The following is a 25,311-nucleotide window of genomic DNA, read 5'->3' on the forward strand; positions in this document are numbered from 1 at the left end:
TTTGTTGTCGTAATCGCGGAAGCAGACAACGCGATGGCGCCAACGACCTCACGATGCTTGAGGATCGAAACGGCAGCCGTCGCCCTGGGAGGACGAATGCCCGATTCACGATCGATCGCGCCGCTGGCGCGCGATACCATGGCGTATGTGCTCGCGGGCGGACGCGGGAGCCGGCTCCTCGAAATGACCGATTCCCGGGCCAAGCCTGCGGTCTATTTCGGCGGCAAAACCCGCATCATCGACTTCGCCCTGTCGAACGCGATCAATTCCGGCATCCGGCGAATCGGCGTCGCCACCCAGTACAAGGCCCACAGCCTGATCCGCCATCTGCAAAATGGCTGGAACTTCCTGCGACAGGGCCGCAACGAGAGCTTCGACATCCTGCCGGCGAGCCAGCGCGTGTCGGAAGACCAGTGGTATGCCGGCACCGCCGACGCGGTCTATCAGAACATCGACATCATCGAAGCCTACGCACCGAAATACATCGTCATCCTGGCCGGTGATCACATCTATAAAATGGACTACGAGATCATGCTCCAGCAGCATGTCGACGCCGGCGCCGACGTGACCGTGGGCTGCCTTGAAGTGCCGCGAATGGAGGCGACCGGCTTCGGCGTGATGCATGTCGACGAAAGCTTCCAGATCACCGAATTCGTCGAAAAGCCGAAAGATCCGCCGTCGATCCCCGGCCGGCCCGACGTCGCGCTGGCCTCGATGGGCATCTATGTCTTCGAAACCAACTTCCTGATGGATCAGCTGCGCCGCGACGCCTCCGATCCCCATTCCCAGCGCGACTTCGGCAAGGACATCATCCCCCATATCGTGCGGCACGGCAAAGCCGTCGCCCATCGCTTCAACCGTTCCGTCGTGCGTTCGGCGATGGAGCCGGATACCGAAGCGTATTGGCGCGACGTCGGGACGATCGACGCTTATTGGCAGGCCAATATCGATCTGACCGACGTGGTGCCACCGCTTGACATCTATGATCGCGATTGGCCGATCTGGACTTATGCGGAAATCGTGCCGCCAGCGAAATTCGTACATGACGAGGATGGGCGGCGTGGGATGGCGATTTCGTCGCTCGTTTCCGGCGACTGCATCATCTCCGGTGGCTCGTTGCACCGCTCGCTGCTGTTCACCGGGGTGCGCGTCCATTCCTATTCGCAGCTAGACCATGCGGTCGTGCTTCCCCAGAGCCACATCGGCCGCAGCGTCCGCATCCATAACGCGATCATCGATCGTGGCGTGCACATTCCGGATGGGCTGGTGATCGGTGAGGATCCCGAGCTCGACGCCAAGCGCTTCCGCCGAACCGAAAGCGGCATCTGCCTCGTCACCAAGCCGATGATCGACCGGTTGAGTTACTGAATTCTCCATGCGCGTTCTCTCGATTGCTTCGGAAGTCTTTCCGCTGATCAAGACCGGCGGGCTCGCCGACGTCGCCGGCGCCCTGCCCTTTGCCCTCACCGACCATGGCTGCGAGGTCACCACGATGCTGCCGGGCTATCCGGTGGTGATGCGCGCGCTCGACCGGGCGAAGGTGACAATCGAGACCCATCGGCTCGATCGGGTGCTCGGCGCCAACGCGCAGATTCTGTCCTGTACTCTTGATAGCTTGCGGCTGTTCGTGCTCGACATGCCGGACCTCTACGATCGGCTCGGCGGCCCCTACACTGATGCCGAAGGGCACGACTACGCCGACAACTGGATGCGCTTTGCCGCCCTCGCCAAGGCCGGCGCCATGGTGGCGCAAGGCGCGGTGGCAGGCTTCGAGCCGGAGATCGTTCACGCCCATGACTGGCAGGCGGCGCTGACGCCGGTCTATCTTGCAGCGTCCAATCGGCCGCGGCCGAAGACCGTACTGACGATCCACAACCTCGCATTTCAGGGCAACTATCCGGCGGCGATCTTTCCGCAGCTCGAACTGCCGGCGGCCAGCTGGTCGATCGAGGGCGTCGAATATTATGGTAATGTCGGCTTCCTGAAAGGCGGCCTGCACGCCTGCGACGTGGTCACCACCGTCAGCCCGACCTATGCCAAGGAGATCGTCACCGACGGCGGCGGCATGGGGCTCGATGGCCTGCTGCTCGGTCGCGGCACGCGGCTCGTCGGCATTGTCAACGGCATCGATACGACGATATGGGATCCGAAGACCGATAGGGAGATCGCCGCGCCCTATTCGGCGACGGCGCTCAAGCCGCGAACCCACAACAAGCGCGCCCTCGAAGGCGAATTCGGGCTGCGGCGCGAGGACGGGCCAATCTTTGCCGTGGTCAGCCGCCTGACCTGGCAGAAGGGGCTCGATCTCGTCGCTGGCCTTTGCGACGAGATCGTCGCGCGCGGCATTCGCCTGGTCGTGGTCGGGACCGGCGAAGGCATTATCGAAGGCGCCTTCCAGGCCGCTCATGCCCGGCATCCGGACCGGATCGGCGTGCGGATCGGCTATGACGAACCGCTCTCCCACCGAGTGCAGGCGGGCGCCGACGCGATTGTTATCCCCTCCCGCTTCGAGCCCTGCGGCCTGACGCAGCTCTACGGCCTGCGTTATGGCTGCCTGCCGATCGTCACCCAAGTCGGCGGGCTTGCCGATACGGTGGTCGACGCAAATTATGCTGCCGTGAGCGCCGGGGCGGCGACGGGCGTGATCTTTTCGCCGCCACAGCGCTCCGCGCTGTTGGCGGCCATTGATCGCACGCTCGACCTTTACAGCGACGTCGGCCTCTGGCGGAAAATGCAGACGGCCGCCATGAAAGCGGACGTTTCCTGGGCCAAAAGCGCTCGGCTTTATGCGAAGCTCTACCGGGATCTGACAGAAGAGTAGACGAGACGATGATCGAGACGATCACCACCACCCCATACGACGATCAGCAACCCGGCACGTCGGGCTTGCGCAAGAAGGTCCCGCATTTCCAGCAGCCGAACTACGCCGCCAACTTCATTCAGTCGATCTTCGATGCGCTGCCCCTGGATGGCGGCGAAACGCTGGTGATCGGCGGCGACGGCCGCTACTACAATCGCGAGGTCATCCTGATGGCCATTCGGCTCGCCGCCGGCAATGGCTATGGCCGGGTGATCGTCGGCAAGGACGGCATCCTGTCCACCCCGGCAGCCTCAAATCTCATTCGCCAGCGCAAGGCCTCGGGCGGTATCATTCTTTCGGCGAGCCACAATCCCGGCGGCCCGAAGGGCGATTTCGGCATCAAATACAATGTCGGCAATGGCGGCCCGGCGCCGGAGCGGGTCACCAGCGCCATCTTTGAAAAATCCAAGACGATCAGCCGCTACCGGGTGTGGACCACGCCGGCGCCGGATATTTCAAAGCTCGGCGAGACCAAGCTCGGAGACATGATTGTCGAAGTGATCGATCCGGTCGCGGACTACGCGGCGCTGATGGAGACACTCTTCGACTTCGAGAAGATTCGCGCCCTGATCGCCTTGGGCTTTCGCCTGCGCTTCGACGCCATGCATGCCGTCACCGGCCCCTATGCGCGGGAGATTTTCGTCAACCGTCTCGGCGCGCCGGCCGACTGCGTGGTCAATGCCGAGCCGAAGGAGGATTTCGGAGGCGGGCATCCGGATCCAAACGCCGTCCACGCCGCCGATCTGATCGCCCGGCTGATGGCCGAGGACGGGCCGGACTTCGGCGCCGCCTCCGATGGCGATGGCGACCGCAACCTGATCGTCGGCAAGGGCATCGTCGTCTCGCCTTCGGATTCGCTGGCGGTGCTCGCAGCCAACGCCCATCTCGCGCCGGCCTATGCCAAGGGGATTGCCGGCGTCGCGCGCTCGATGCCGACCAGCCAGGCCGCCGACCGGGTCGCGCAAAAGCGCGGCATCGGCATCTATGAGACGCCGACGGGCTGGAAATTCTTCGGCAATCTCCTCGATGCGGGCAAGGTGACGATCTGCGGCGAGGAATCGGCCGGCACCGGCTCCGACCATGTGCGGGAAAAGGACGGCGTCTGGGCCGTGCTGCTCTGGCTGAATGTCCTGGCCGAACGGCGTGAGAGCGTCGCCGCCATTTTAGAAAAGCACTGGGCGGAATTCGGCCGCAACTTCTATCAGCGCCACGATTATGAGGAGATCGATTCCAAGGCCGCCAACGGCCTGATGGAATCCCTGCGCGACCGTCTCGCCTCGATGGCCGGCCAGCGCTTCGGCACGCTCGTCGTGTCCGAGGCGGACGACTTTTCGTATCAGGATCCGATCGACGGCTCGATCGCCACCAGCCAGGGCGTGCGGATCGTCTTTTCCGGCGGCTCGCGGATCGTCTACCGCCTCTCCGGCACCGGCACAAAGGGCGCGACGCTGCGGGTCTATATCGAGCGGTTCGAGGCCGATCCGGCCAAGCATTCGCTGCCGCCGGAAGAGGCGCTGAAGGAGCTGATCGACACCGCCGACGTCATCGGCGAGATCAAGAAGCGCACCGCCCGCAGCGAACCCGACGTCGTCACATGAGCCCGGAATCGATTCCGCTTCTCAGGCCGATCCTGTAGCACCGGGGCATGAGCGTTTCGATCACCTCAGAGCGCGGTCTGCCGAAACGACTTGGCGCGACACCGACAAAGCGCGGCGTGGAGTTTGCCGTCACCTCCGAAAACGCCGATTGGATCCACCTCTGCCTGTTCGACGAGAGCGGCACGCGGGAGGTCCAGCGCCTGCGCCTGCCGGGGGCCGCCGACGGCGTGCGCTTCGGCTTCGTGCCCGATCTGAAACCCGGCGCGCGCTACGGACTGCGGGCCGAGGGGCCTTTCAATCCGGCGGCCGGGCATCGCTTCGATCCCTCGAAGCTGCTGGTCGATCCCTATGCCATCCGGCTCGACCGGCCTTTCATCTACCACCCCGTCCTCGCCGCTCCGGCAGATCAGCGGCTGGACAGCGCGCCCTATGTTCCCCGCGCGATCGTCTGCGATCCTGAGCGGCATGCCGCACCGCTGGCCTCGTCGACGCCGGGCTTTGTCTACGAGCTGCATGTGCGCGGTTTTTCCCAGCGCCACCCGGCCGTGGCGGATCCGATCCGTGGCACGCTTGCCGCCCTGTGCGAACCGGCGCTGCTCGACCACATCGCCGCGCTCGGTGTCGACACCGTCGAGCTGATGCCGATCGCCGCCTGGATCGACGAACGTCATTTGAGCCAGCTTGGGCTGACCAATGCCTGGGGCTACAATCCGATCACCCATATGGCGCTCGATCCGCGCCTTGCTCCCGGCGGCCCCGGCGACCTTCGGCGGGTGGTCGACGGGTTTCATCATCGCGGCATCCGCGTGCTTCTCGACGTCGTCTTCAACCACTCCGGGGAAGGCCCGGCCGAGGGGCCGACGCTCAGCTATCGCGGCCTCGACAACGCGCTCTACTATCGCCACGCCGAGGACGGCGCGCTGATCAACGACACCGGCTGCGGCAACACCTTTGCCTGCGATCGCGAGCCGGTCGCCCGGCTCGTCCTCGACACCCTTCGTCATTTCGTCGAGACGGCCGGGGTCGATGGCTTTCGCTATGATCTCGCGCCGGTCCTTGGCCGCGACGCCGAAGGCTTCTCGCCGGCTGCGCCGCTGTTGCGGACGATCGCCGACGATCCGCTGCTGAAGGATTGCATCCACATCGCCGAATCCTGGGATATCGGCCCCGGCGGCTACCGGGTCGGCGAATTTCCACCGCCCTTTTACGAATGGCAGGATCGCTTCCGCGACGACGTGCGTCGATTCTGGCGCGGCGATCCGGCGATGGTCGGCGATTTGGCGACGCGCCTGGCCGGCTCGGCGGACATTTTCGGCGGTGCCAGGCGCCGGCCGTCGGTCGGCGTCAACATGATCGCGCCCCATGACGGCTTCTGCCTTGCCGATCTGACCGCCTTTGTCGACAAGCACAACGCGGCGAATGGCGAAGACAATCGCGACGGCCACGGCGAAAATTTCAGCTGGAACCAGGGCGTCGAGGGGCCCGTCGCCGACCACCAGATCCAAGCGCGACGTCAACGCGACGTCCGCGCGCTGCTCGCCACGCTCTTCGTCTCGCGCGGCAGTCTGATGATCGTCGCCGGCGATGAAATCGGCCGCACCCAGCGCGGCAACAACAACGCCTATTGCCAGGACAACGAGACGCTCTGGCTCGACTGGGCGGCCGCCGACCTGTCACTCGCCGCCTTCGTCGCCAGGCTGGCCAGGCTGCGCCGGGACCATCCGGCGCTGTCGGCCGACCGGTTTCTCACCGGTAATATTGTTGAGGGCGATGTCGAAGATGTCGTCTGGCTGACCGAAGCCGGCACGCCGATGCGCGACGTTGATTGGCACGATCCGACCCGTCATTGCCTCGCCATGAGCGTCTATGCGCCGCGCCGCAGCACGGACGATAATAGCGAGCGGGCGTTGATCTATCTCAACGCCGCCGCCTCGTGCGTCGAGGTGCGCCTGCCGGCGGCTCGGCCCCGCCATCGCTTCACGCTGTTTCTCCGGTCCGACGAGCCCGGCGCCGAGACCCTGCTGTTGCCCGCCGACGGCACGCTCACGATCGCCCCACGCGCGGTCTATGTGATCCTTGAACAGCACGGCGGATAGGGCACGGCAGATCGGACGCTGCGGCACGCACGCACTGGACGCCCTTGCCGGGCGGCGCTACGACGCGTAGCAGGAAGACGCGATCAGGCGACCGGTGACAGATGGCGCGTGGCCGCCTTTGCCCTCATTTCAACGGCCCATCCTTCTCGGGTCAGCCATCCCGCCCGCCTTTATGCAAACCATCTTTAATATCATTGTCCCGATCTTCAGCATGATCGCCCTTGGCTATGCCGCGGCGCGCACCGGCCTATTGTCGGAAGCGGTCGGCGATGGGCTCGCCCGCTTCGTCTTCGTCATCGCCGTGCCGGTTCTTCTGTTCCGCACGCTGGCGACGATGAGCTTCGGCAGCGCCAATCCGCTGGCCCTCTGGATCGCCTATTTCGGCGGTGTGGCGGTCTCCTGGACCCTCGGCACCCTGACGATGCGCAAAATCGCCCGCACGGATCATCGCACCGGCGTCATTGCCGGCATCTCGGCGAGCTTTGCCAACACGGTCTTTGTGGCGATCCCGACGCTGCAGCGCGCCTTCGGCGATGCCGGGTTGCAGCCGCTGCTGTTGATCATTTCGATCCATCTGCCGGTCATGATGATCACCTCGACCCTTTTGATCGAACGAGCGGCCGCGCTCGATGCGGCCGTCGGCTCGCCGCTCGCCCGCGAGCCGATCCCATTGTCGCGCATGGCGCGACGGATGGCGGTCAATCTCCTGACCAATCCGATCGTCGTCGGCATTCTGATCGGCCTGTGCTGGCACGGCCTCGGCTTACCGCTCGAAGGGGCCGTCGACGAGATCACGAAGCTCCTCGGAGGGACAGCGGGCGGGTTGGCGTTGTTCGCCCTCGGCATGTCACTGACCCGCTACGGGCTTCGTGGCGACCTTCTCGCCTCGTCGCTGATCACCGTCCTGTCGCTGGTGGTGATGCCGCTCTGCGTCTGGCTGTTCGCGACGCAACTCGGCCTGCCGCCGCTTTGGCTGAAGGGCGCGGTCATCACGGCGGCGGCGCCGGCCGGCATCAACGCCTATCTCTTAGCGACCTATTTCAAGGCCGGCGCGAAACTCGCTGCGACGACCATTCTGATCTCAACCATTGCCTCGGTTGTGACGCTCAGCGCCTGGCTGAAGATCCTCGGGGTATAGTGGCGGTCTTGGCGGCGCTGCGACCGGCAAGACCGACCATCCGGCGCAGATCCTCCGCGGTCATCCCTGCCTCGCGCAGCGCCCGGATCGCGGTGTCGCCAGCGCTTTTCGACAGCTTGCGGCCGTCCTCGCCGAGAATTAGAGCGTGGTGATGGTAGCGCGGCACCGGCAGCCCGAGCAGTGCCTGCAACAGGCGGTGAATGCTGGTCGCGTAGAACAGGTCGCGGCCGCGCACCACGTCGGTGACGCCCTGAATGGCATCGTCGACCACGACCGACAGATGATAACTCGCCGGGATATCCATTCGGCCGAGCACGACATCGCCCCATTCCAGCGGCCGGGCGACGATCTTGCCGCTCTCGCCGAGCGGTGAGGCCCCATATTCGTCCCAGCTGAGCGCCGGGACCATCTCGATCGCCCGCTCGACATCGAGCCGCCAGGCGAACCGTTCGCCCTCGCTCATCCGGTGTTCGCGTTCCGCCGTGCTGGCATGGCGATCAAGCCCCGGATAAAGCGGCGCGCCATCCGGATCGCGAGGCCACGGGCGCCCCTCCTCAGCCTCGTAGCGCTCGACATACGCTTTCACCTCGCCGCGGGTCATGAAAGCCGGATAGACGATTTCCTCGGCCGCCAGCGCCTCCAGCGCAGCGCCGTAATCGGCCATGTGCTCGGACTGGCGCCGGGGCGGACCGTCCCAGTCGACACCGAGAAAGTTGAGATCGTCCTCGACCTGCCGCTCGAAGGCCGGCGTGCACCTTGTCGTGTCGATGTCCTCGTGTCGCAGCAGGAAGGTCGCGCCAGCTGAATGGGCCATCTCGAAATTGACCAGCGCCGAAAAGGCGTGGCCGAGATGCAGCTCGCCGTTCGGACTGGGCGCGAAACGGAAGACGGCGTCGTTTCGAGACATGATCGGCGATTCCCTCGTTGGCCCATCCTGCTATGGTTCGATTGCGAGAGGAAAATGACGAAGGCGGCCGCAATCATGATCCGAACCGAAGCCGATATCGCCGCAGCGCTCGACGCTCTCTTGTCGGCCGATGCGCGCCTGGTCGCAATCCTGAAAGCCGCCGGCACCGTGCCACTGCGGCGCTCGCGCGCCGGCCTCGAGGGGCTGATTGCGATCATCGTCGCCCAGCAGGTCGCGAAGGCCAGCGCAGACGCGATTTTCGGCCGTCTCGCCACAGCCGTTGATCTGCGCGATCCCGATGCGATCCTTGCCGCGGACGAAGAAACCTTGCGCGGCGCCGGCCTGTCGCGGCCGAAATATGCGACGATCCGCACGCTCGCATCGGCGATCGCCGAGGGTCAGGTCGATCTTCAACGATGCGAGAACGCCCCCGCCGAAGCCGCCATCGCCGAACTCGTGGCGCTGCGCGGCATCGGCATATGGACGGCCGAGTGCTATCTGTTGTTTTGCGCCGGCCATCGCGATATTTTTCCCGCCGGCGATCTGGCGCTGCAGGCTGCCGTCGGTCACGCCCTTGAACACGAATCACGCCCCTCCGCCAAAACCGTTGCAACGATCGCCGAAACCTGGCGACCGCATCGTTCCGTCGCCGCCCGCCTGTTCTGGGCTTACTATGCAGCTATCCACAGCCGCGAAGTGGTTCCGGCGGCCGATGCGATCAAGCCGTCAACGCCGCAAATTTCCACAGCAAAAGCCGGCCGGGCGAAGCGAAAGCCGCGGCCAAGCGCCGCCAAGTCCCTGTCATGACTGGCTTCAGGCTTCACAAAGGCGACATGTTAGAGCACGATAGTCCGCACCGACGCATGGCGACTTGAATAGGCGAAAGCCTAAGGAGAATGCGGTGACGATCGCGGTCAGTCAGGACTTATCCCCAGCCCTTGTCCTCAACGCCGACTTCCGGCCGTTGAGCTACTACCCTCTCTCGCTCTGGTCTTGGCAGGACGCCATCAAGGCCGTGTTTCTGGACCGTGTGACGATCCTCGCCGAATATGAACGGGCGGTGCGAAGTCCGACCTATTCGATGCGCCTGCCCTCGGTCGTCTGCCTCAAGACCTACGTCAAACCCGCGAGAAACCCGGCCTTCACCCGCTTCAACGTCTTCCTGCGCGATAAATTCCAGTGCCAGTATTGCGGCTCGCCGCACGAACTGACCTTCGACCACGTCATTCCCCGCTCCAAAGGCGGTCTCACCACCTGGGAAAATGTCGTCGCGGCCTGCTCGCCTTGCAATCTGAAGAAGGGTGGCCTGATGCCGAAGCAAGCCGGTATGATCCCCACGCAGACGCCTTACCAGCCGAGCGTCCACGATCTGCACAACAACGGCCGGCTGTTCCCGCCGAACTATCTGCACGACAGCTGGCTCGACTATCTCTACTGGGATTCCGAACTCGATCCGGAGTGATCAAGGCGGCACGCGCCTGCTCGAATTCGGCCCCCGACGAGAACCCTCGGCCAATCCGCCGCTCGGCCGTGCCCTGTCTGCCGCACGACCCGGCGACAGTTCGGGGGCAATCCCACTTCTCCCGCCCCGCCTTCAGCGCGCCGAATTCACGAAAAGCTGGATGCCGTTGTCGGAGCGCACCGTCAGCCGCGACACCGGCTGCGGGTCGTGACCAGGGACAGGGGCGACCTCAAAACGCCGCATGATCTCGGCAAGGACCAATACCGCTTCCTGCAGGGCGAAGGCTGCCCCGACGCAGACCCGCGCACCCATCGAGAACGGCATATAGGCGCAGCGCTGCGCCTGGCGCGTCTCGGGCCGTTGAAACCGATCCGGCTGAAACTCGTGCGGGCACTTCCAATATTCGGTGTGGCGATGCATCAACCAGATCGGCACGACGACCGGCGATCCGCTCGGGATCTCGTCTTCGCCGAGCTTTTCGGGCTTGTCGGTATCGCGCGAGAGATAGGCGATCGGGGGATAGAGCCGCAGCACCTCGCGAAAAACGTTGCGGGTGCGATCGAGCCGCTTCATGTCGGAAAATTTCGGCGCGCGCTCGCCGAGCACCGTCTGCGCCTCGCAATGCAGCTGCTTTTGGACGTCCGGCCGATGGGCAAGGCAGTAAAGCGCCCAGGCCAGCCCCGCAGCCGAGGTCTCATGGCCCGCCAGAAATAGCATGGCGATCTGATCGAGCAGTTCCCCGCCCTCGAACTTGGTCCGGGTCACCGGATCTTCAGCGGTCATCAAAACCGATAGAATGTCGTTCTTTGGGACCTCGCGGCCCTCACGGACGGCCTTCAACCGACGCTGCAGCGGACCGTTCAAGACGTCGCGGATCTCCCGCGCCATTTTGCGGGCCCGGCGGTTCGACCAGAGCCAGTGGATGGGGACGCCGACGAGGCCGATCATGCCTTGCGCAAAGGCGATCGCCTGAAACTCCTCAAAGGCGGTGAAGATGCGCCGCGCATCCTCGGTCGACATCGGCTCGGAAAAGATTGTGCGAAAGATCACGTCGCCGGCGAAATGCGTCATCTCGGCGTCAATGGCGACGGGCTTGCCGCTGTCTGCCTCGGCGGCGAGGCGGGCGATACTGGCATCGCAAGCGTCGCGCATGAGCGTGAAGACGTTGCGCACTCCGGCCTGGCCGAACGCCTGATCGACGATCCGGCGATGCCGCTCCCACGCCTCACCGTTGGAGACGAAGATGGAATAGCCGGAGAGCTTACGCATCATCCGTTCCATCAGCTTGCCCTTCGGAAACTCGGCAAAGCGGCGGACCAGAATCTCGCGAATGAGCTCAGGATCGCGAACGTTGTAGAGCGTGCGCGGCTTCATCAACGGCAAGCTCGGGATGCGGTGGCGGCTGATGCCGATAAAACCATAGCTGCCCTTCAAGAACAGGCCGAGGCTTGATCGGAGATGGCCCCGGATCCGCTCCAGCGGACCGGGATGGCCGTCCTGCGCCAAAGGGAGGACGGGGCGGAAGTCTTCGCTCATGGTTGGGCGATGCTCGTTTCGATCGGTCTTGGCCGGGTGACGAGTTCGAAATAGTCGAAGCCGGCACCACGTTCGGACGGTTTGAGATACTGAAAATGAAAGTCGAGGGGGCGCATGCGAATGTGACGGAAGGTCTCGGCTTCGAGACTGTCGTGGAAATCCGGCTCCCGGCTGATCACTCGTGAGGGCTCGCCGCGAAGATCGATGCCCTCGATGAGCGGAATCCGGCAGCTCGATCCGGGGTCGGAGCCGGAGGTGACATCGAGAAACCGCACGCACTCGCTCGTCGCGAGCGCGGCCAGATCCTGCCGGAATCCCTCGTCCCCGCCGAGAAGCGTGTAGAGCGGAACGGTGTGGCCGAGCGCCAAAAGGACGATGTTCGGCCCCCTTTTCCCCTCCGGCAGCCGCTGCAACAACCGCGCGCCGGCACGCACTAGAAAAATTGCCCCAAGGCTGTGGCCGACGATCAAGATCTCGTCGACCGCCCCCGTTCGCCAGATGGCGAAGATTCTTTCGGCAAAGGCTTGCGCCCTCGCCTCGTCACGGTCGAAGCGTCCATCGGCGAGGCCGCGCAGATAGCCGAGAAAGCGCGTCACCCACCAGATGTTCAACCACGCCTTCAGGCGCCGCCATCCGCGCGCCAAGACCCACAGCATGATCACGGCCGCGCCCGCAGCGATCGCCAGCGCGACATTCTGAGCGGCGCCGAGTTCGGCGACCAGAGCCAAGACCACACGGACGGTCAGAAAAACGGCAAGCGCGGCGACGAGCGCCGCCGTCACGACGAGTGCCGGGGTCATCAAGATCGCCACATAAAGGGCCCAAGCCGGCCGGCGGAACCGCTTCAAGATACCGAGGCGCCATGTGGTGAACGCGAAGCGGAAGGATTCGAGCGCCAATCGCAACTGCTGGCCGGGAAACCAGTAGCGGCGGACGATGTCGGTCCATAACAACATCTCATAGCGGGTGACGACGCGGCCACCGCTGGCCTCATCGTCGGCCGTCACCGTCCAAGCGGCAGCAGCGAGCGCTTCGGTCTCCGTCTCAGTGATCGCGAGTTTGCGGGACCACCGCCGACTGGCCGCATCCAGCCCGTCGCGAAAATGCCCGTGATAGATCCCCGCGCCCCGCGGATCGAAACCATGCAGATAGAAGACGTGGCGCCGGAAATCGGAAGGGCGGTTCGTCTCGCACCGCTCCTGATCTTCCGTCTGCGTCATCGACTGCGTGTCTCCGGTTCGAGGCGTGGCCGGCCCGATCTGCACAGACCGCCGCCATTCAAGGCGACGCGACGCCGCTTGAAAAGGTCGTCGTCAAAACCCGCGTCGGCCGCCGCGGACTATGCCAAGGAGGCGTGCGGAATCAAGGTATGAAAAGGAAACGGCGAAGATGGGTCGCAAGGCGTATGAGGTCGGCGAGGCCGTTACTCGCCCGCAGAATCTCTGTCGGGCGGGCGTTCCAATGCCACCTTGTCATGCGCCTCGGTCTTGTCACGGCGCGCCACGGCCCTCAGCGCACGGCGTCGCCGAAACGCCCGGCGGAGCGCGCGGCCGCGCACCCGCAGCCAGAAGCCGAGATCCTCGACCGTCTCGACCTGACCTTCGTAGATTTCTGCCAGGGCCTCGCGGAACTCGTGATAGCCGAACCGTGCCTCGCCTTCGAGCCGGCGGGTCAGCGCCATCCAGGCGGGCGAAACGAGTAGCGTGATTGCGGTGACGGCGAGCGCCAAACGATAGACGTCGGTGCCGATCGCGCCCGACGCGAAGGCCGCCGCCGCGAGCACGAAGGAGAACTCGCCGATCTGCGCCATCGAAAGCCCCGCCTCGACCGCCGTCTTGTGCGGCAGCCCCGCCAAGCGAATCAGCAGCACATTGAGAAAGGTCTTGGCGAGAACGACGACGATCGCGGCGATGAGCACAAGGCCCCAATTGTCGACGATGTAGTCGAGATCGATCAGCAGGCCGATCGACAGAAAGAACACCACCAAGAGGATGGACTGGATCGGCTCGACCACGTGGATCACCGGCGAGCGGAGCGTCGAGGCGCCAACCACCAGCCCGGCGATAAACGCGCCATAGGCCGGCGACAAGCCGACAAGCCCCGAAATCGATGCGGCCGCGAAACAGAAGGCGAGCGAGCCGAGGGCGAGGATTTCCACGTTATCCTCGATCGCCGCCGCAAAGGACGGTTTCAGCTTCGGCCGGCGGCCAAGATACCAGAGCAGGCCGGCCAGGACCGCCACCGCGACGACGATCTTCATCACCAAGCTCACCCAATCGACCTTTTCGGTGCCGCCGAGCGAGGTCGAGATGATCAGCATCGGCACCACCGCGAGATCTTGGGCGATCAGCACGCCGACCGCGATCCGCCCCGGCTCGGTGCGCAATTCGCCGATATCCTCCAGCATCTTCATCGCGACGACCGTCGACGACAATGCGATGATGAAGCCGAGAATGATCGCTTCGGCGAGGGTCGCGTTGGAGATCAGCTTCAGGCCGAAGGTGATCGCCATCGCGGCCGCGAGCTGTCCGCCGGCGATCTTCACCGCCGGCTTCAGCGTCGCGACAAAGGCCTTCAGAGACAGCTCCATGCCGATGAAGAACAAAAGCATCAACACGCCCATCTCGGCGAGCATGGTGACATTCTCGTCGGAGGTGGAGACAACGCCGAGGCCCGAAGGACCGAGCAGCACGCCAGCCAGAATGAAGCCGACCAGCGGCGGCTGTTTCAGACGCATCAGCCCGAGACCGGCAAGCACCGCGACGAGAATGACGAAGGCGATGGCGGTCAGGTCGCCGGCATGTCCGGCTGCAGTCTCTTGCAACGAAGCTCTCCAGTCCCAGTCAGTCTGCCATAACTGTCACCGACGCCCCTGGCGATGATCGATCGCCATGATCCGCCGACAATCCATTTTGCCATTTTGCGGTCCCGTGGCCGCCCGGCGCAACGGCACGGCGGAGTTCGAAAAGGCGCCGGCTTCTTTCCTTAACGGTAACGGGATCTTTTTCCCGAGAAATCACGCCCCCATATGACATGTCGAGAGCGCACTTCGCCGTCTCTCGCCGTGACCTTGCAGGAAGGCCGATTGCACCCATGAGCACCACCTATGCCGAAAACCGCGCTTTTGCCGGCAGTTTCGACGATGCTGATCGTCTTCGACGGCTGCGGCGCATTTCGAAGGTCGCCCGCCTGATGGACACGGCGATCCGCATTCCCGGCACCGGCATCAGCTTCGGCGGCGATTCGATCGTCGGCCTCGTTCCCGGCATTGGTGATGCCGGCGCCGCGCTCGTCTCGCTGTGGATCGTCAACGAAGCCCGCCGGCTCGGCATGCCCACGCGCAAACTGGTCAAGATGCTCGCCAATGTCGGCATCGACACGTTCGGCGGTGCTGTGCCGATCGTCGGCGACATCTTCGACGTGTTCTTCAAAGCCAATCGGAAGAACCTCGCCATCATCCTCGAGCACTTTGACGAAGACGTCGCTCTCGACGAAAGCGACGAACCACGGCCGATGAAGGACATCACACCCAACGCCCGCCGGGCTGCCTAAGCCGTCGTTAGTCGGCCATGGTTTCAAGGCTGGCATAGCCCTCGGCCGCCTCGCCCTCGTGGAACGGGGTGGTCACCTCGACGAAGGTGTCCGGATAAAAGCCGTTGAAGCGCGTTCGCAGCGACAGCGAATAGGCGCCGATATGGCCGATCTCGATCCAATCGCCGGTGTCGACCGTCTCGGGTAGCCAGAACGGCCGCGACAGGATATCGACGGAATCGCAGGTGGCGCCGCAAACCTTGAACGCGCCGATCTTGGCGGCGTTGCCGCTGCGATTGATTCGGGCAGGATCGGGAATGAAACGCGCCGGCAGGGTGATCTTGCCGGTCCACGAATCCGACAGCGACGCCCAGATGCCGTCATTGATGTAGAGCCGCCGGCCCTTCCTCAGCAGCACCCGCACGATCAGCGAGAAGGCCCGCGCGACGATCACCCGGCCGGGCTCGGCAACCAGCGGCAAGTCGCCGAAACCCCATTCTTCGAGATCCGCCGTCAGCCGCGCCATGATTTCCGAGCTCTTCGGCATGTCGCGCTGCTTGCGCCGCGGATCGGCACCATATTCGGCCGGAAATCCCCCGCCGACGTCGAGCCCGGCCAAGGGCACATCGGCGCGATTGCGGACCCAGTCGGTCGAGGCGAGTGCCCGCTCGTAGGTGTCGGGATCCTCGATCTGCGAGCCGACGTGAAAGCAAATCCCGACCTTGAAGCCAACCCGATGGCAGCGCTGCAGCAACTCGACGGCATGGGCGGGCGCCGCTCCGAACTTCTTCGACAATTCGTAGGCGGCATGTCCCTTGGTCTGGATGCGGATGAACAGGGTGACCGTCGCCGGATCGATGTCGAGCGCGCGCACGACGCGCAGGATCTTGGCGACCTCGTCCTCATGGTCGAGGGACAACGTGCGGATACGATAGGTTTCCAGCGCGAGCCGGATGTCGGATTGTGCCTTCACCGGATGCATATAGAGCATCTCGGCATCCGACTTTGCCGCGCGCACCGCCGCGAACTCCCCGGGCGAGGCGACGTCGAAGATCGAGATACCGGCCTTGGCCAGCGTTTCGAGCACCATCGGCTCGCCATTGGTCTTGACCGCATAGGCCGTTTTTCCGGGAAATGCCGAAACGAAAGCCTTGGCATCGGCCGTGAGAACCGCCGGGCGAAAACAATAGACCGGCGCGTCTGGACGAAGGGACAGGGCGGCATCCTTGGCCGTCGCAAAGCTCTGCAAGCTGATGTCTCCCGCAAGGTGGCGGGGCAGAACATGGGGCACAGGGCCGAAAGGTCGAATAAGACACCCAGTAAGCAGGAGATGGTTTGCGCTTGCGGATACCGTCACGCCGACGCAACCTGGTGACGGTGCCGCCTTCCGCCGCGATCAGATCGAAAGGAATCGGCCATGCTCGACCGGCATCCGCTCGCACCGATTTCGCTGCGCCGCATCCTTGCCGCCCTTCAAGCAGGCACAAGCACCCCGGCGGGCGAAATCAGCGCCGCCAAAGGCCGGATCGCAACGGGTGACGGTCCCGTCCGCGCCTTTCTGCGCCTGGCGCCGGAGGCATCGCTCGCAGACGCCGCCACGGCGAAAGGCCCGCTGGCGGGAATCGCGATCGGGGTGAAGGACATTTACGACACCTTCGACATGGCGACCGAACACGGCTCACCGATCTATCGCGACCATCGTCCGGTCACCGATGCAGCGCTCGTCTCGCTGGCTCGGCATGCCGGCGCGGCGATCATCGGCAAGACGACGACCACCGAATTTGCCAGCCTCGATCCGACACCGACGCGCAATCCGCGCCATCTGGATCACACGCCCGGCGGCTCGTCTGCCGGCTCGGCCGCGGCGGTCGCGGCCGGCATGGTCCCCCTCGCCTTCGGATCGCAGACCGGCGGATCGGTGATCCGCCCGGCCTCCTTTTGCGGCGTCGCCGGCTTCAAGCCGAGCTTTCGGCTGCTGCCGACGGTCGGCATGAAGACCTTCGCCTATACCCTCGACACCGCAGGACTCTTCGCCGCCCGCGTCGAGGATCTGAACCTCGCCGCGTCGCTGATCACAAACCGGATCTTTGCCGAATCCGATCGCGCCGATGCATGGGGCCTCACCGTCGGCCTTTATCGCAGCAGCGTCGACGGCGCGGTGGATGAGGCGATGACCGTCGCCGTCGACGAGGCTGGGCGGCTGTTTGAAGCCTCCGGCGCCCGGCTCATCGACGTCAGCGAACCGGCAGCGCTATCCGCGGCCCGCGAGGCCCATGCGAGCGTTGAGGGCTTCGAAGCGGTGCTGGCGCTTTCGGGCGAATATCGCCAGCACCGACAACAACTCGGCCCCAAGGTCGGCGCGATCCTCGATCAGGGGGCCGCGATCGAGGTGTCGGCCTATGACCGCGCCCGCCGCACCGCCCGGATCGGCCGCAAGGCGGCGTCGGAACTGTTTGAAACCGTCGACGTCCTGATCGCGCCCTCGGCGCTGGGGCCCGCCCCCGCAAGTCTCCGCAGCACCGGCGACGCCCAGATGAACAAGCTTTGGACGCTGACCGGCAATCCCGTCGTCACCGTTCCCGGCTTTGCAACCAGGAGCGGTCTACCGCTCGGCGTGTCGGTGATTGCGCGCTTCGGCTGCGACGCCAAAGCGCTTTCGGCCGCCGCGCTGCTGCAAAGGCTGATTTGCGCCTGATCGGGACCAGACCCGCCATCGCGAAGAAAGCCGCCGCGCAAATCTGTCCAGAATTGGGACCAAGCGGCAAAATAATTGCGGCGGTCTTCGCGCTTGCATCGCCTGTGTTGCAAGCGGTCAACATTTTTGCGCCGATTGTATCCCGCGCTGCAGCGACGATTGTGCCTTTACGGCGCGCCGTCTTCCGTTAACCTCCATCGCGGAATGCAACGAGGAGCCTCAAATCATGCAACTCACGCGTTCACTCAACCTCATCATGATGTGCGCGGCCTTTGCCTTCCTCGCAGCCATGGTGGCGGGTTACATGCCCTAGCGTGCCGTGCGTCCGAAAGGACGCGCCACAGCATTCAAGTGGCGCATCGTGCTTTTCGAAAATCGATCCCGATTTTCAAGCCGATGCGTTAGAGCATGGTGCCGAAAAGTTGCATGACTTTTCGGGTCACATCATGCGGCAAAACAATGGCTTAGAGCGGAATGGCGATTCCAGTTTATCGCATTCCGCTCTAGAGTGCACCTGATCCGGCGCTGCCGCAAAAGCCGACGGAGGGCTGCGGAACGGGCGGATCGAACGGTTCCTGCCTTCGACGCAGGCGAAGAGACGAAAGGCCGGGAGCGATCCTGGCCTTTCTTCGCTTGTGCCGCCACGATGTGATCGAGGGTGGCGCGCGTCGACGGGTCGCACGGATGGTGTTGAGCCAACGCATTGGCGCGAAAATCGATACCAAATTTCGGGCTGATGCTGGAGAGGCCGCCGCCCCGCCTCAGGCGGCTGCGGCAGCCGGTGTTCCTTCCGCCGGCCGCACCGCGCGCAGCCCGAGAATGTGGCAGATCGAATAGACCAGATCGGCGCGATTCATGGTATAGAAGTGGAAATCGCCGATGCCGCGCCGGGTCAGGTCGATCACCTGCTCGGCACAAAATGCGGCGGCGACATGCGAGCGGGTCTGCGCATCGTCCTCCAGACCGTCGAAGCGCCGTGCTAGCCAGTTCGGAATGCTTGTGCCACATGCGCCGGCAAAGCGGGCGATCTTGGTGAAGTCGTGGATCGGCGCGATGCCCGGGACGATCGGGATGTAGATCCCGGCCTTGCGGACGCGCTCGACATAGCGTTCAAAAATATCGTTGTCGAAGAAGAACTGGGTGATCGCCCGGGTGGCGCCGTTATCGACCTTGCGCTTCAACAGATCGATGTCGGTCGCAAAATCCGGACTTTCGGGATGCTTCTCCGGATAGGCCGACACGGAGATCTCAAAATCGTCGATCGCCTTCAGCCCGGCAACCAGCTCCACCGCGTTACGATAGCCGTCCGGGCGCGCGACATATTTGCCGCCGACGCCGCTCTGGCTGTCGCCGCGCAAAGCGACGAAATGCTTCACGCCGGTGTCACGATACTGCCGCACGACCTCGTCCACCTCCTCGCGGGACGCGTCGACGCAGGTCAGATGCGCCGCCGGCAAAAGCCTCGTCTCGTTGAGGATCCGCTCGATCGTATGGTGGGTGCGCTCACGGGTGGAACCGCCGGCACCATAGGTCACCGACACGAATTTCGGCTGCATCGGCGCCAGCCGCTCGATCGATAGCCACAAATTCTCCTCCATCTTGTCGGTCTTCGGCGGGAAGAATTCAAAGGAGACGTTGATGCCGGTGTTCGACAGGGCGTTGACTTGACTCATGACCGCATTCCTCAACTTGCAATTGATGTTTCCACACGATCGTCGTCCGCGACGAGGCGCCGCGTATCTTCGGCGATGACGATCGTGACGGTCAGGCCGGCCGCATCGGCGGCCTTCGATTCCAGATGGACGAGCGACGCGACTTTTAAGCCTGCGGCATCCACGTAGGATTTCAGCGCATCGTTCGAAAAACCAAGCCGCAGATGCGCGTATTCGCTGCGCAGAAACTCCAAGTCATGGGGGGCGAAATCGATGATGGCGAGCCGCCCGCCCGGCGCCAGCGCAGCCGCCGCCTCGCGGACCGCCCGGCCGGGCTCGTCGAGATAATGCAGCACTTGGTGAATGACCACGAGATCGAAGCCGCCCCGCTCGATCGGCAGATGGTAGACATCACCGAGGCGGACGAAGGCGTTGGCGATCTTGGCCTCATCGATCTTCGCCCGGGCCACGGCCAGCATTTCGCGCGAGGAATCGATACCGACCGCCCGCTCGACCCGCGGCGCGAGCACCTCCAGCATCCGACCGGTGCCGGTGCCGACGTCGAGCAAGGTGTCGATCCGCCGCCGTCCGAGCGCCTTCAGAAGCGCCGCTTCGATCTCATCATCGGAGACATGCAGCCAGCGGATGCGGTCCCACTGGGCGGCGTTGCGCGCGAAATAATCCGCCGCCCGCTCCGATCGCCGCGCCCGAACCTCGTCCAGTCGCTGCGCATCACGGCTGAGGATCGGATCGCTCGGATCGATCCAGCCGACCAGCGCCCGCATCACCGGCAGCGCCGCCGGATCGTCACTCGCCCGAAAAAATGCCCAGGAGCCCTCCTGGTGACGGGTGATCAGCCCCGCTTCCGACAGGAGCTTCAAATGCCGAGAAATGCGGGGTTGCGATTGGCCGAGAATGGTCGTCAACTCGCTGACGGTCAGATCGGCATCAGCCAGAAGGACGAGCAGCCGCAAGCGGGTCGGCTCAGCCACAGCGCGCAGCAGCTCGACAAAGGGCTCGAACGGGAACTTGCGGACATCCAACATGGCAATCTCGATCATGATATAAAGATATGTTTATGTGAAAACGATCGCCGATGCAAGTCTCTTTTCCCGCCCCCGGCCGTCGGCCTATGATCACGGATCCTCTCCTCTTTTCCTTCTGGATCGATCGAAAGCCTGGACCGTGACCTTGCCTCTTCCCAGCTCCAAGCGCTTCGGCGAAGTCGCGTTTTCCGGCTCGCAACCGACCTTCGACGATGCCGGCCTGGTGTTCATCGGCCGGATCCGCTCGCCGGTCACCGATCGCGCGGCCTGCCCGAAGAACCGCCGGGCCGCACTCGAAGCAGGCGTAGCGGGTCACCTTGAGGTCGACCGGCCTTGGCGGGAGGCGCTCGTCGGGCTCAAACCCGGCGATCATATCTTCTGCCTGAGCTGGCTGCATGGCTCGGCCCGCGACCTGGCGCTGCAAAAGCCCCGGCATGCCGAGACCGCGCGCGGCACCTTTTCGCTCCGTTCGCCGGTTCGGCCCAATCCGATCGGCCTGCATCTCGCCGAGATCCTGACACTCGACATGACGACCGGCATCGTCGAGATCGATGCAATCGACAGCCTCGACAACACCCCGCTTCTCGACATCAAACCCTATTTCGCCTCGGTCGATCGCCCGGCGGAAGCTTAGGCGGGCGCAATGGCGACGGAGCGGCAAAGACAGATCGCGCGGGCGCTGACAGCGGCGATCCCGCGCGCGCCCTTCATCGACGCGCAAGCCATTCGCGAGGCGGCACGTTCGCGGCACATGCGCACGCTGTCACCGGAGGTGGCGGTCTGGCTTGCCGCCGTCGCCCGCATCCGTCACGAACACACCGACTACGACGCCTTGATGGACGAAGGCTACGACCGCGATGCGGCGCGGTTCTTCGTGCTCGACGACATCAACGCCGTGCTGGACAAGTGGGGCGCCCGCCGACGGCTGGATGCAAGCGATAGCGATGCGGAGCCCGACCGCGATCCGGCGGCCGCGGACAACGACAGTTCGTCCATGGACGACGAGGTGACCGGCTGAACCAGCGATGAGGCCAATCCTCCTGCTGCAAACATCCGCTCGAAACGTCGGTCATCTTATCACGATGGGTCAAATTACGATGGGTCAAAACCGGGGCTGCGGCGCACGATCGATCCCGATATCCCCGGACACCGGGCGGACCGAGATTCATGTGTGCCGCACAGCCCGACCGGGCATGCAGCCCGATGAAATAACAAAGGCCCGTCCGGGGGAGGATCCGAACGGGCCTTCTAAATTCAGCAAACATTTGGGAGGAGGTGTTTGCTGAGGTAATTTTTGACACGAATGCGCCGATGGCGCCATGGCGACCACGACATGGCTGCCATACCAGAACCGCATGGATCGCCCATCACACCTGAAAAGCCGCGTTACCCGCCCAAAACCTGCGGCACAGGCTCTATACGCGCGAAAGATCCGTGTGCGACAATCCTGCCTGCGTGCGTCCCAATCGGCCGATCGGCTCGGGACTTTGCAACGGCCCCGGCGGCACGGCGAAGGTCCGCAGCATCTCAATTCGACGCCCGGGGCGGACGCAACTGTCAAGCGCGCCGAAGCCACCATCAAGCGAGGCCCACCAATGAGCGTCATTCCCGAGATCCAAGGATTTTTCAGCGATCTGACGGCGATCCGCCATGATCTTCACGCCCATCCGGAAATCGGTTTTGAAGAAAAGCGAACCGCCGCCATCGTCGCGGAAGAGCTGAGAGGCTACGGCCTCGACGCGGTACATGAAGGCATCGGGGTCACCGGCGTCGTCGGAGTTTTGAACGGCACGGCCGGCGCCGGGCGGACGATCGGTCTTCGCGCCGACATGGATGCCCTGCCGATGGAGGAGCACACCAACCTTGCCTATCGCTCGCAAAATCCCGGGCGCTTCCATGGCTGCGGTCATGACGGACACACTACCATGCTGCTCGGCGCCGCCCGCTATCTCGCGGCAAACCGCGACTTCAAGGGCACCGCGATGTTCGTCTTCCAGCCGGCAGAGGAAGGTCTTGGCGGTGCCCGGGCGATGATTGCCGACCGCCTGTTCGAGCGTTTCCCCTGCGACGAGATCTACGGCCTGCACAATTCACCGGAATTCGACCTTGGCGAAATGGCGATTTTTCCCGGCAAGGCGATGGCCGGCGCGAAGTTCTTCGACATCGCGATCAAGGCCAGCGGCAGCCATGCGGCCATGCCCAACAAGGCGCGTGACGCCGCCGTCATCGCCATGACCCTCGGCCAGAGCCTGCAGACCATCGTCAGCCGCAATGTCGATCCTTTGAAGCCCGCCGTTTTGTCGATCACCAAGATCAATGCCGGCAGCGCCTACAACGTCATCCCGGAAACCGCCGCTCTCGCCGGCACCATCCGCTTCTTCCATGACGATGTCGGCGACCTTGTCGCCAGCCGCATGCACGAGATCGCCTCAGGTCTCGCGCAAAGCTTTGGCTGCGAGATCGACGTCGATATCCGCGACGTCTTTTCGGTCCTCGAAAACCATCCCGCCGAGACCGAGGCGATGCGCCAAGCCGCCTGCGAGATCGTCGGAGACGATAAGGTTTACACCGGGGCGCGACCGACGATGGGCAGCGAAGACTTCGCCGACATGCTGCATGTCGTGCCCGGCGCCTATTGCTGGGTCGGCCATGGCGGCACGGTGCCGCTGCACAATCCCGGCTTCGTTCTCGACGATGCCATCCTGCCAATCGGCGCGAGCCTGCTCGCCCGCATGGTGCAGCGTCGTCTGGCCGCCTGACCCGCCGCGCCGCGTGCCGCAAAGACGATGAGGATTTCAGCCAAGGATGTCAGCAAGCTTCCGCCGATCCGGAGACCACATTACCTAAGGATAACCGCCCGGCGGACATGGCCAGATCTCTGGCGTGCGATGCCCACCTCGAAGCTTCGTGGCGGCAGGCACAGTATTGCCCATATTATCATCACGCTCACTGAATGCATTAATAAAATGCAACAAACGCCTTATCAATGCCAAAATGCGCCCCACCTTGCGCTCATTGAAATTGGGCACCGCAACAGTGCTCAGTCATGTGTAGGGACGATTTTCAATGCGCAACAACATCCCAGCGTCGGCTGGGCCGGATTCCGCGGGAGAGCCGTCCGGCCTTAACCGGCGCAGCTTTTTGACCGCAGCCGCCGCGCTCGGCCTTCTGCCCGCTACCGGCCGAGCGTTCGCCGACGACAAGCTCCTGTCCTTCGAGGCTCCCAAAGCCTTTTCCTTCGAACTCCTGGCGGATCAGGCGCGCCAGCGGGCGATGCAGCCCTATGTGCCGCTCCAACCGCGCGATCCGAAAGTCCTCGACCAAATCGACTTCGACGCCCATTGGAAGATCAAGTACAAGCCCAAGGCGACCCTTAACGTGGCTGGCGGCAAGGCGCCCGTCCGGCTGTTTCCGCTCGGCCGCTACTTCCAGCTGCCGGTCGGCATCCATGTCGTCGACGGCGGCCAGTCGCGCGAGCTGCGCTACGATGCGGCCGTCTTCGACATGCCCGGCGACAGCCCCTATCGCCAACTGCCGAAGGATATCGGCTATGCCGGCCTCAGGGTGATGGCCCCCGACCAGCAGACCGACTGGCTGGCGTTTCTCGGCGCGGCCTATTTCCGTTCAGCCGGCGAGCTCAACCAATACGGCCTGTCGGCCCGCGCCCTTGCCATCGACGTCGCTATGCCGACCCCCGAAGAGTTTCCGCGCTTCACCGACTATTATCTGGAGCCCTCGAAAACGATCGGCCGCGATCTCGTCATCACCTGTCTGATCGATTCTCCCAGCATGACCGGTGTCTTCCGGATGGATGTTGGCAAGCACGGCCCGGTGGTCATGGATATCGACAGCCGCTTCTTCGCCCGCAAGAAGATCGCGCGCCTCGGCCTGGCGCCACTGACCTCGATGTTCTGGTTCTCCGAGACCGACCGGCCCGATCGCGTCGACTGGCGGCCGGAGATCCACGACAGCGACGGACTGGCGCTGTGGACAGGCGCCAATGAGCGCATCTGGCGGCCGCTGAACAACCCGGGCGAGGTGCGCACGTCGAGCTTTGCCGATACCAGCCCGAAAGGCTTCGGCCTTTTGCAGCGCGATCGCTCCTTCGCCAATTACGAGGACGACGGCGTCTTCTACGAAAAGCGGCCGAGCGTCTGGGTCGAGCCGACGGGCAGTTGGGGCAAGGGCGAGGTGCAACTCGTCGAAATCCCGACCGACGACGAGATCCACGACAACATCGTCGCCTATTGGGTTGCCGATGAACCGGTCGAGCAAGGCGACGAGATCCCGCTCTCTTATCGTCTGACGTGGTCGAAGGACGCGCCCTATCCGCCCGAGGTCAGCACCGTGACCGCCACCCGCATCGGCCGCGGCGGCATTCCGGGCCAGCCACGCCCCAAGGGCGTCGTCAAACTGGCAGTGGACTTCGACGGCGGTTACGTCGCCAAGCTCGATCGTGATGCCAAGGGCGTCGAAGCCGTCGTAACGTCATCGCGTGGCACGATCTCGAATGTCGACTGCTATTCGGTGAAGGTCGGCACAGCCTGGCGAATGACCTTCGATCTGAAGACCGACAGCACCGATCCGGTGGATCTGCGAGCCTATCTCAAACGCGGCGAGCAGACGCTGACCGAGACCTGGCTCTACCAGTTCCTGCCCAAGCCCAATTCGGAGGCCTGATCGCAGGCCTCGGCCTGGAGCGCCGCTGCGGCAGCGGCGCTCCAGATCATGACGCGCGCAAGCCGAAGCTCGGTCGTCGCGGTGCGACAACAGGTAGGGGCGTTTCCAAG

Annotated in this window: 20 protein-coding genes; 13 read left to right on the forward strand and 7 right to left on the reverse strand. The window is 64.1% G+C overall.

The features are described 5' to 3' along the window. Positions 1-96: 96 nt before the first annotated feature. The 5 genes from glgC (at position 97) to J1C48_RS13620 (ending at position 7,692) form a co-directional block, all read left to right on the forward strand. Complete coding sequence (glgC, locus tag J1C48_RS13600) at positions 97-1,368, forward strand: glucose-1-phosphate adenylyltransferase (RefSeq protein ID WP_207258461.1); 1,272 nt, start codon at positions 97-99, stop codon at positions 1,366-1,368. A 7-nt stretch (positions 1,369-1,375) separates the two neighbouring features. Next, positions 1,376-2,821: a glycogen synthase GlgA gene (gene glgA, locus J1C48_RS13605; protein ID WP_207258463.1), complete on the forward strand. Its 1,446-nt coding sequence runs from the start codon at positions 1,376-1,378 to the stop codon at positions 2,819-2,821. Between the two features lie 8 nt (positions 2,822-2,829). After that, the gene (locus J1C48_RS13610) at positions 2,830-4,458 is read left to right on the forward strand and encodes an alpha-D-glucose phosphate-specific phosphoglucomutase (RefSeq protein WP_207258465.1); all 1,629 of its coding nucleotides are present in this window, start codon (positions 2,830-2,832) and stop codon (positions 4,456-4,458) included. Positions 4,459-4,505: 47 nt separating this feature from the next. Next, positions 4,506-6,554, forward strand: coding sequence for a glycogen debranching protein GlgX (glgX, locus tag J1C48_RS13615; RefSeq protein ID WP_207258466.1), 2,049 nt, complete (start codon positions 4,506-4,508; stop codon positions 6,552-6,554). A gap of 172 nt (positions 6,555-6,726) precedes the next feature. Beyond that, positions 6,727-7,692, forward strand: a complete 966-nt coding sequence (locus J1C48_RS13620; RefSeq protein ID WP_207258467.1) for an AEC family transporter — start codon at positions 6,727-6,729, stop codon at positions 7,690-7,692. Here J1C48_RS13620 and gluQRS read toward each other — a convergent pair. Continuing rightward, positions 7,661-8,599 carry a tRNA glutamyl-Q(34) synthetase GluQRS gene (gene gluQRS, locus J1C48_RS13625; RefSeq protein ID WP_207258468.1) on the reverse strand — a complete coding sequence of 313 codons (939 nt, stop codon included), beginning with the start codon at positions 8,597-8,599 and terminating at the stop codon, positions 7,661-7,663. The two genes, J1C48_RS13620 and gluQRS, sit on opposite strands and share 32 nt — an antisense overlap. A gap of 54 nt (positions 8,600-8,653) precedes the next feature. Here gluQRS and J1C48_RS13630 point away from each other — a divergent pair, with 54 nt between their 5' ends. Further along, complete coding sequence (locus tag J1C48_RS13630; protein WP_425523506.1) at positions 8,654-9,406, forward strand: DNA-3-methyladenine glycosylase family protein; 753 nt, start codon at positions 8,654-8,656, stop codon at positions 9,404-9,406. 94 nt (positions 9,407-9,500) lie between these two features. Further along, positions 9,501-10,061 (forward strand): HNH endonuclease, encoded by a 561-nt coding sequence (locus J1C48_RS13635; RefSeq protein ID WP_207258470.1) that lies wholly within the window; start codon positions 9,501-9,503, stop codon positions 10,059-10,061. A 132-nt stretch (positions 10,062-10,193) separates the two neighbouring features. Here the strand turns inward: J1C48_RS13635 and J1C48_RS13640 are convergent, their stop codons facing one another. The 3 genes from J1C48_RS13640 to J1C48_RS13650 all read right to left on the reverse strand — a co-directional run bounded on the left by J1C48_RS13640 (position 10,194) and on the right by J1C48_RS13650 (position 14,421). Beyond that, positions 10,194-11,597, reverse strand: a complete 1,404-nt coding sequence (locus J1C48_RS13640) for a cytochrome P450 (RefSeq protein ID WP_207258472.1) — start codon at positions 11,595-11,597, stop codon at positions 10,194-10,196. Further along, positions 11,594-12,817, reverse strand: a complete 1,224-nt coding sequence (locus J1C48_RS13645; RefSeq protein ID WP_207258474.1) for a hypothetical protein — start codon at positions 12,815-12,817, stop codon at positions 11,594-11,596. Before J1C48_RS13645 ends, J1C48_RS13640 begins: the two co-directional genes overlap by 4 nt. Positions 12,818-13,020: 203 nt before the next feature. Further along, a complete protein-coding gene (locus tag J1C48_RS13650) occupies positions 13,021-14,421 on the reverse strand; it encodes a cation:proton antiporter (protein WP_210345402.1) in 1,401 nt (466 codons plus the stop codon). A 269-nt stretch (positions 14,422-14,690) separates the two neighbouring features. Here J1C48_RS13650 and J1C48_RS13655 point away from each other — a divergent pair, with 269 nt between their 5' ends. Then, the gene (locus J1C48_RS13655) at positions 14,691-15,149 is read left to right on the forward strand and encodes a DUF4112 domain-containing protein (RefSeq protein WP_207258477.1); all 459 of its coding nucleotides are present in this window, start codon (positions 14,691-14,693) and stop codon (positions 15,147-15,149) included. A gap of 7 nt (positions 15,150-15,156) precedes the next feature. On the opposite strand, the gene J1C48_RS13660 is transcribed toward J1C48_RS13655, so the two are convergent. Then, positions 15,157-16,377 (reverse strand): alanine racemase, encoded by a 1,221-nt coding sequence (locus J1C48_RS13660; protein WP_207258479.1) that lies wholly within the window; start codon positions 16,375-16,377, stop codon positions 15,157-15,159. A 168-nt stretch (positions 16,378-16,545) separates the two neighbouring features. Between J1C48_RS13660 and J1C48_RS13665 the strand changes: the two genes are divergently transcribed. Further along, positions 16,546-17,823 (forward strand): amidase, encoded by a 1,278-nt coding sequence (locus J1C48_RS13665; protein ID WP_207258480.1) that lies wholly within the window; start codon positions 16,546-16,548, stop codon positions 17,821-17,823. Between the two features lie 761 nt (positions 17,824-18,584). Here the strand turns inward: J1C48_RS13665 and metF are convergent. Continuing rightward, the gene (gene metF / locus J1C48_RS13670) at positions 18,585-19,496 is read right to left on the reverse strand and encodes a methylenetetrahydrofolate reductase [NAD(P)H] (protein WP_207258482.1); all 912 of its coding nucleotides are present in this window, start codon (positions 19,494-19,496) and stop codon (positions 18,585-18,587) included. A gap of 11 nt (positions 19,497-19,507) precedes the next feature. Then, positions 19,508-20,521: an ArsR/SmtB family transcription factor gene (locus tag J1C48_RS13675; RefSeq protein ID WP_207258484.1), complete on the reverse strand. Its 1,014-nt coding sequence runs from the start codon at positions 20,519-20,521 to the stop codon at positions 19,508-19,510. A gap of 139 nt (positions 20,522-20,660) precedes the next feature. Here J1C48_RS13675 and J1C48_RS13680 point away from each other — a divergent pair, with 139 nt between their 5' ends. From J1C48_RS13680 to J1C48_RS13695, 4 genes are all read left to right on the forward strand, one after another. After that, positions 20,661-21,155: an SAM-dependent methyltransferase gene (locus J1C48_RS13680; RefSeq protein ID WP_231081793.1), complete on the forward strand. Its 495-nt coding sequence runs from the start codon at positions 20,661-20,663 to the stop codon at positions 21,153-21,155. 9 nt (positions 21,156-21,164) lie between these two features. Continuing rightward, positions 21,165-21,539 (forward strand): DUF2293 domain-containing protein, encoded by a 375-nt coding sequence (locus J1C48_RS13685; protein ID WP_207258487.1) that lies wholly within the window; start codon positions 21,165-21,167, stop codon positions 21,537-21,539. A gap of 577 nt (positions 21,540-22,116) precedes the next feature. After that, positions 22,117-23,280 carry a M20 aminoacylase family protein gene (locus J1C48_RS13690; protein WP_207258491.1) on the forward strand — a complete coding sequence of 388 codons (1,164 nt, stop codon included), beginning with the start codon at positions 22,117-22,119 and terminating at the stop codon, positions 23,278-23,280. Positions 23,281-23,587: 307 nt separating this feature from the next. After that, the gene (locus tag J1C48_RS13695) at positions 23,588-25,201 is read left to right on the forward strand and encodes an OpgD/OpgG family glucan biosynthesis protein (RefSeq protein WP_207258493.1); all 1,614 of its coding nucleotides are present in this window, start codon (positions 23,588-23,590) and stop codon (positions 25,199-25,201) included. Positions 25,202-25,311: the final 110 nt, after the last annotated feature.

This window comes from Jiella flava, from assembly GCF_017349315.1.
GTDB classification, from domain to species: domain Bacteria; phylum Pseudomonadota; class Alphaproteobacteria; order Rhizobiales; family Rhizobiaceae; genus Jiella; species Jiella flava.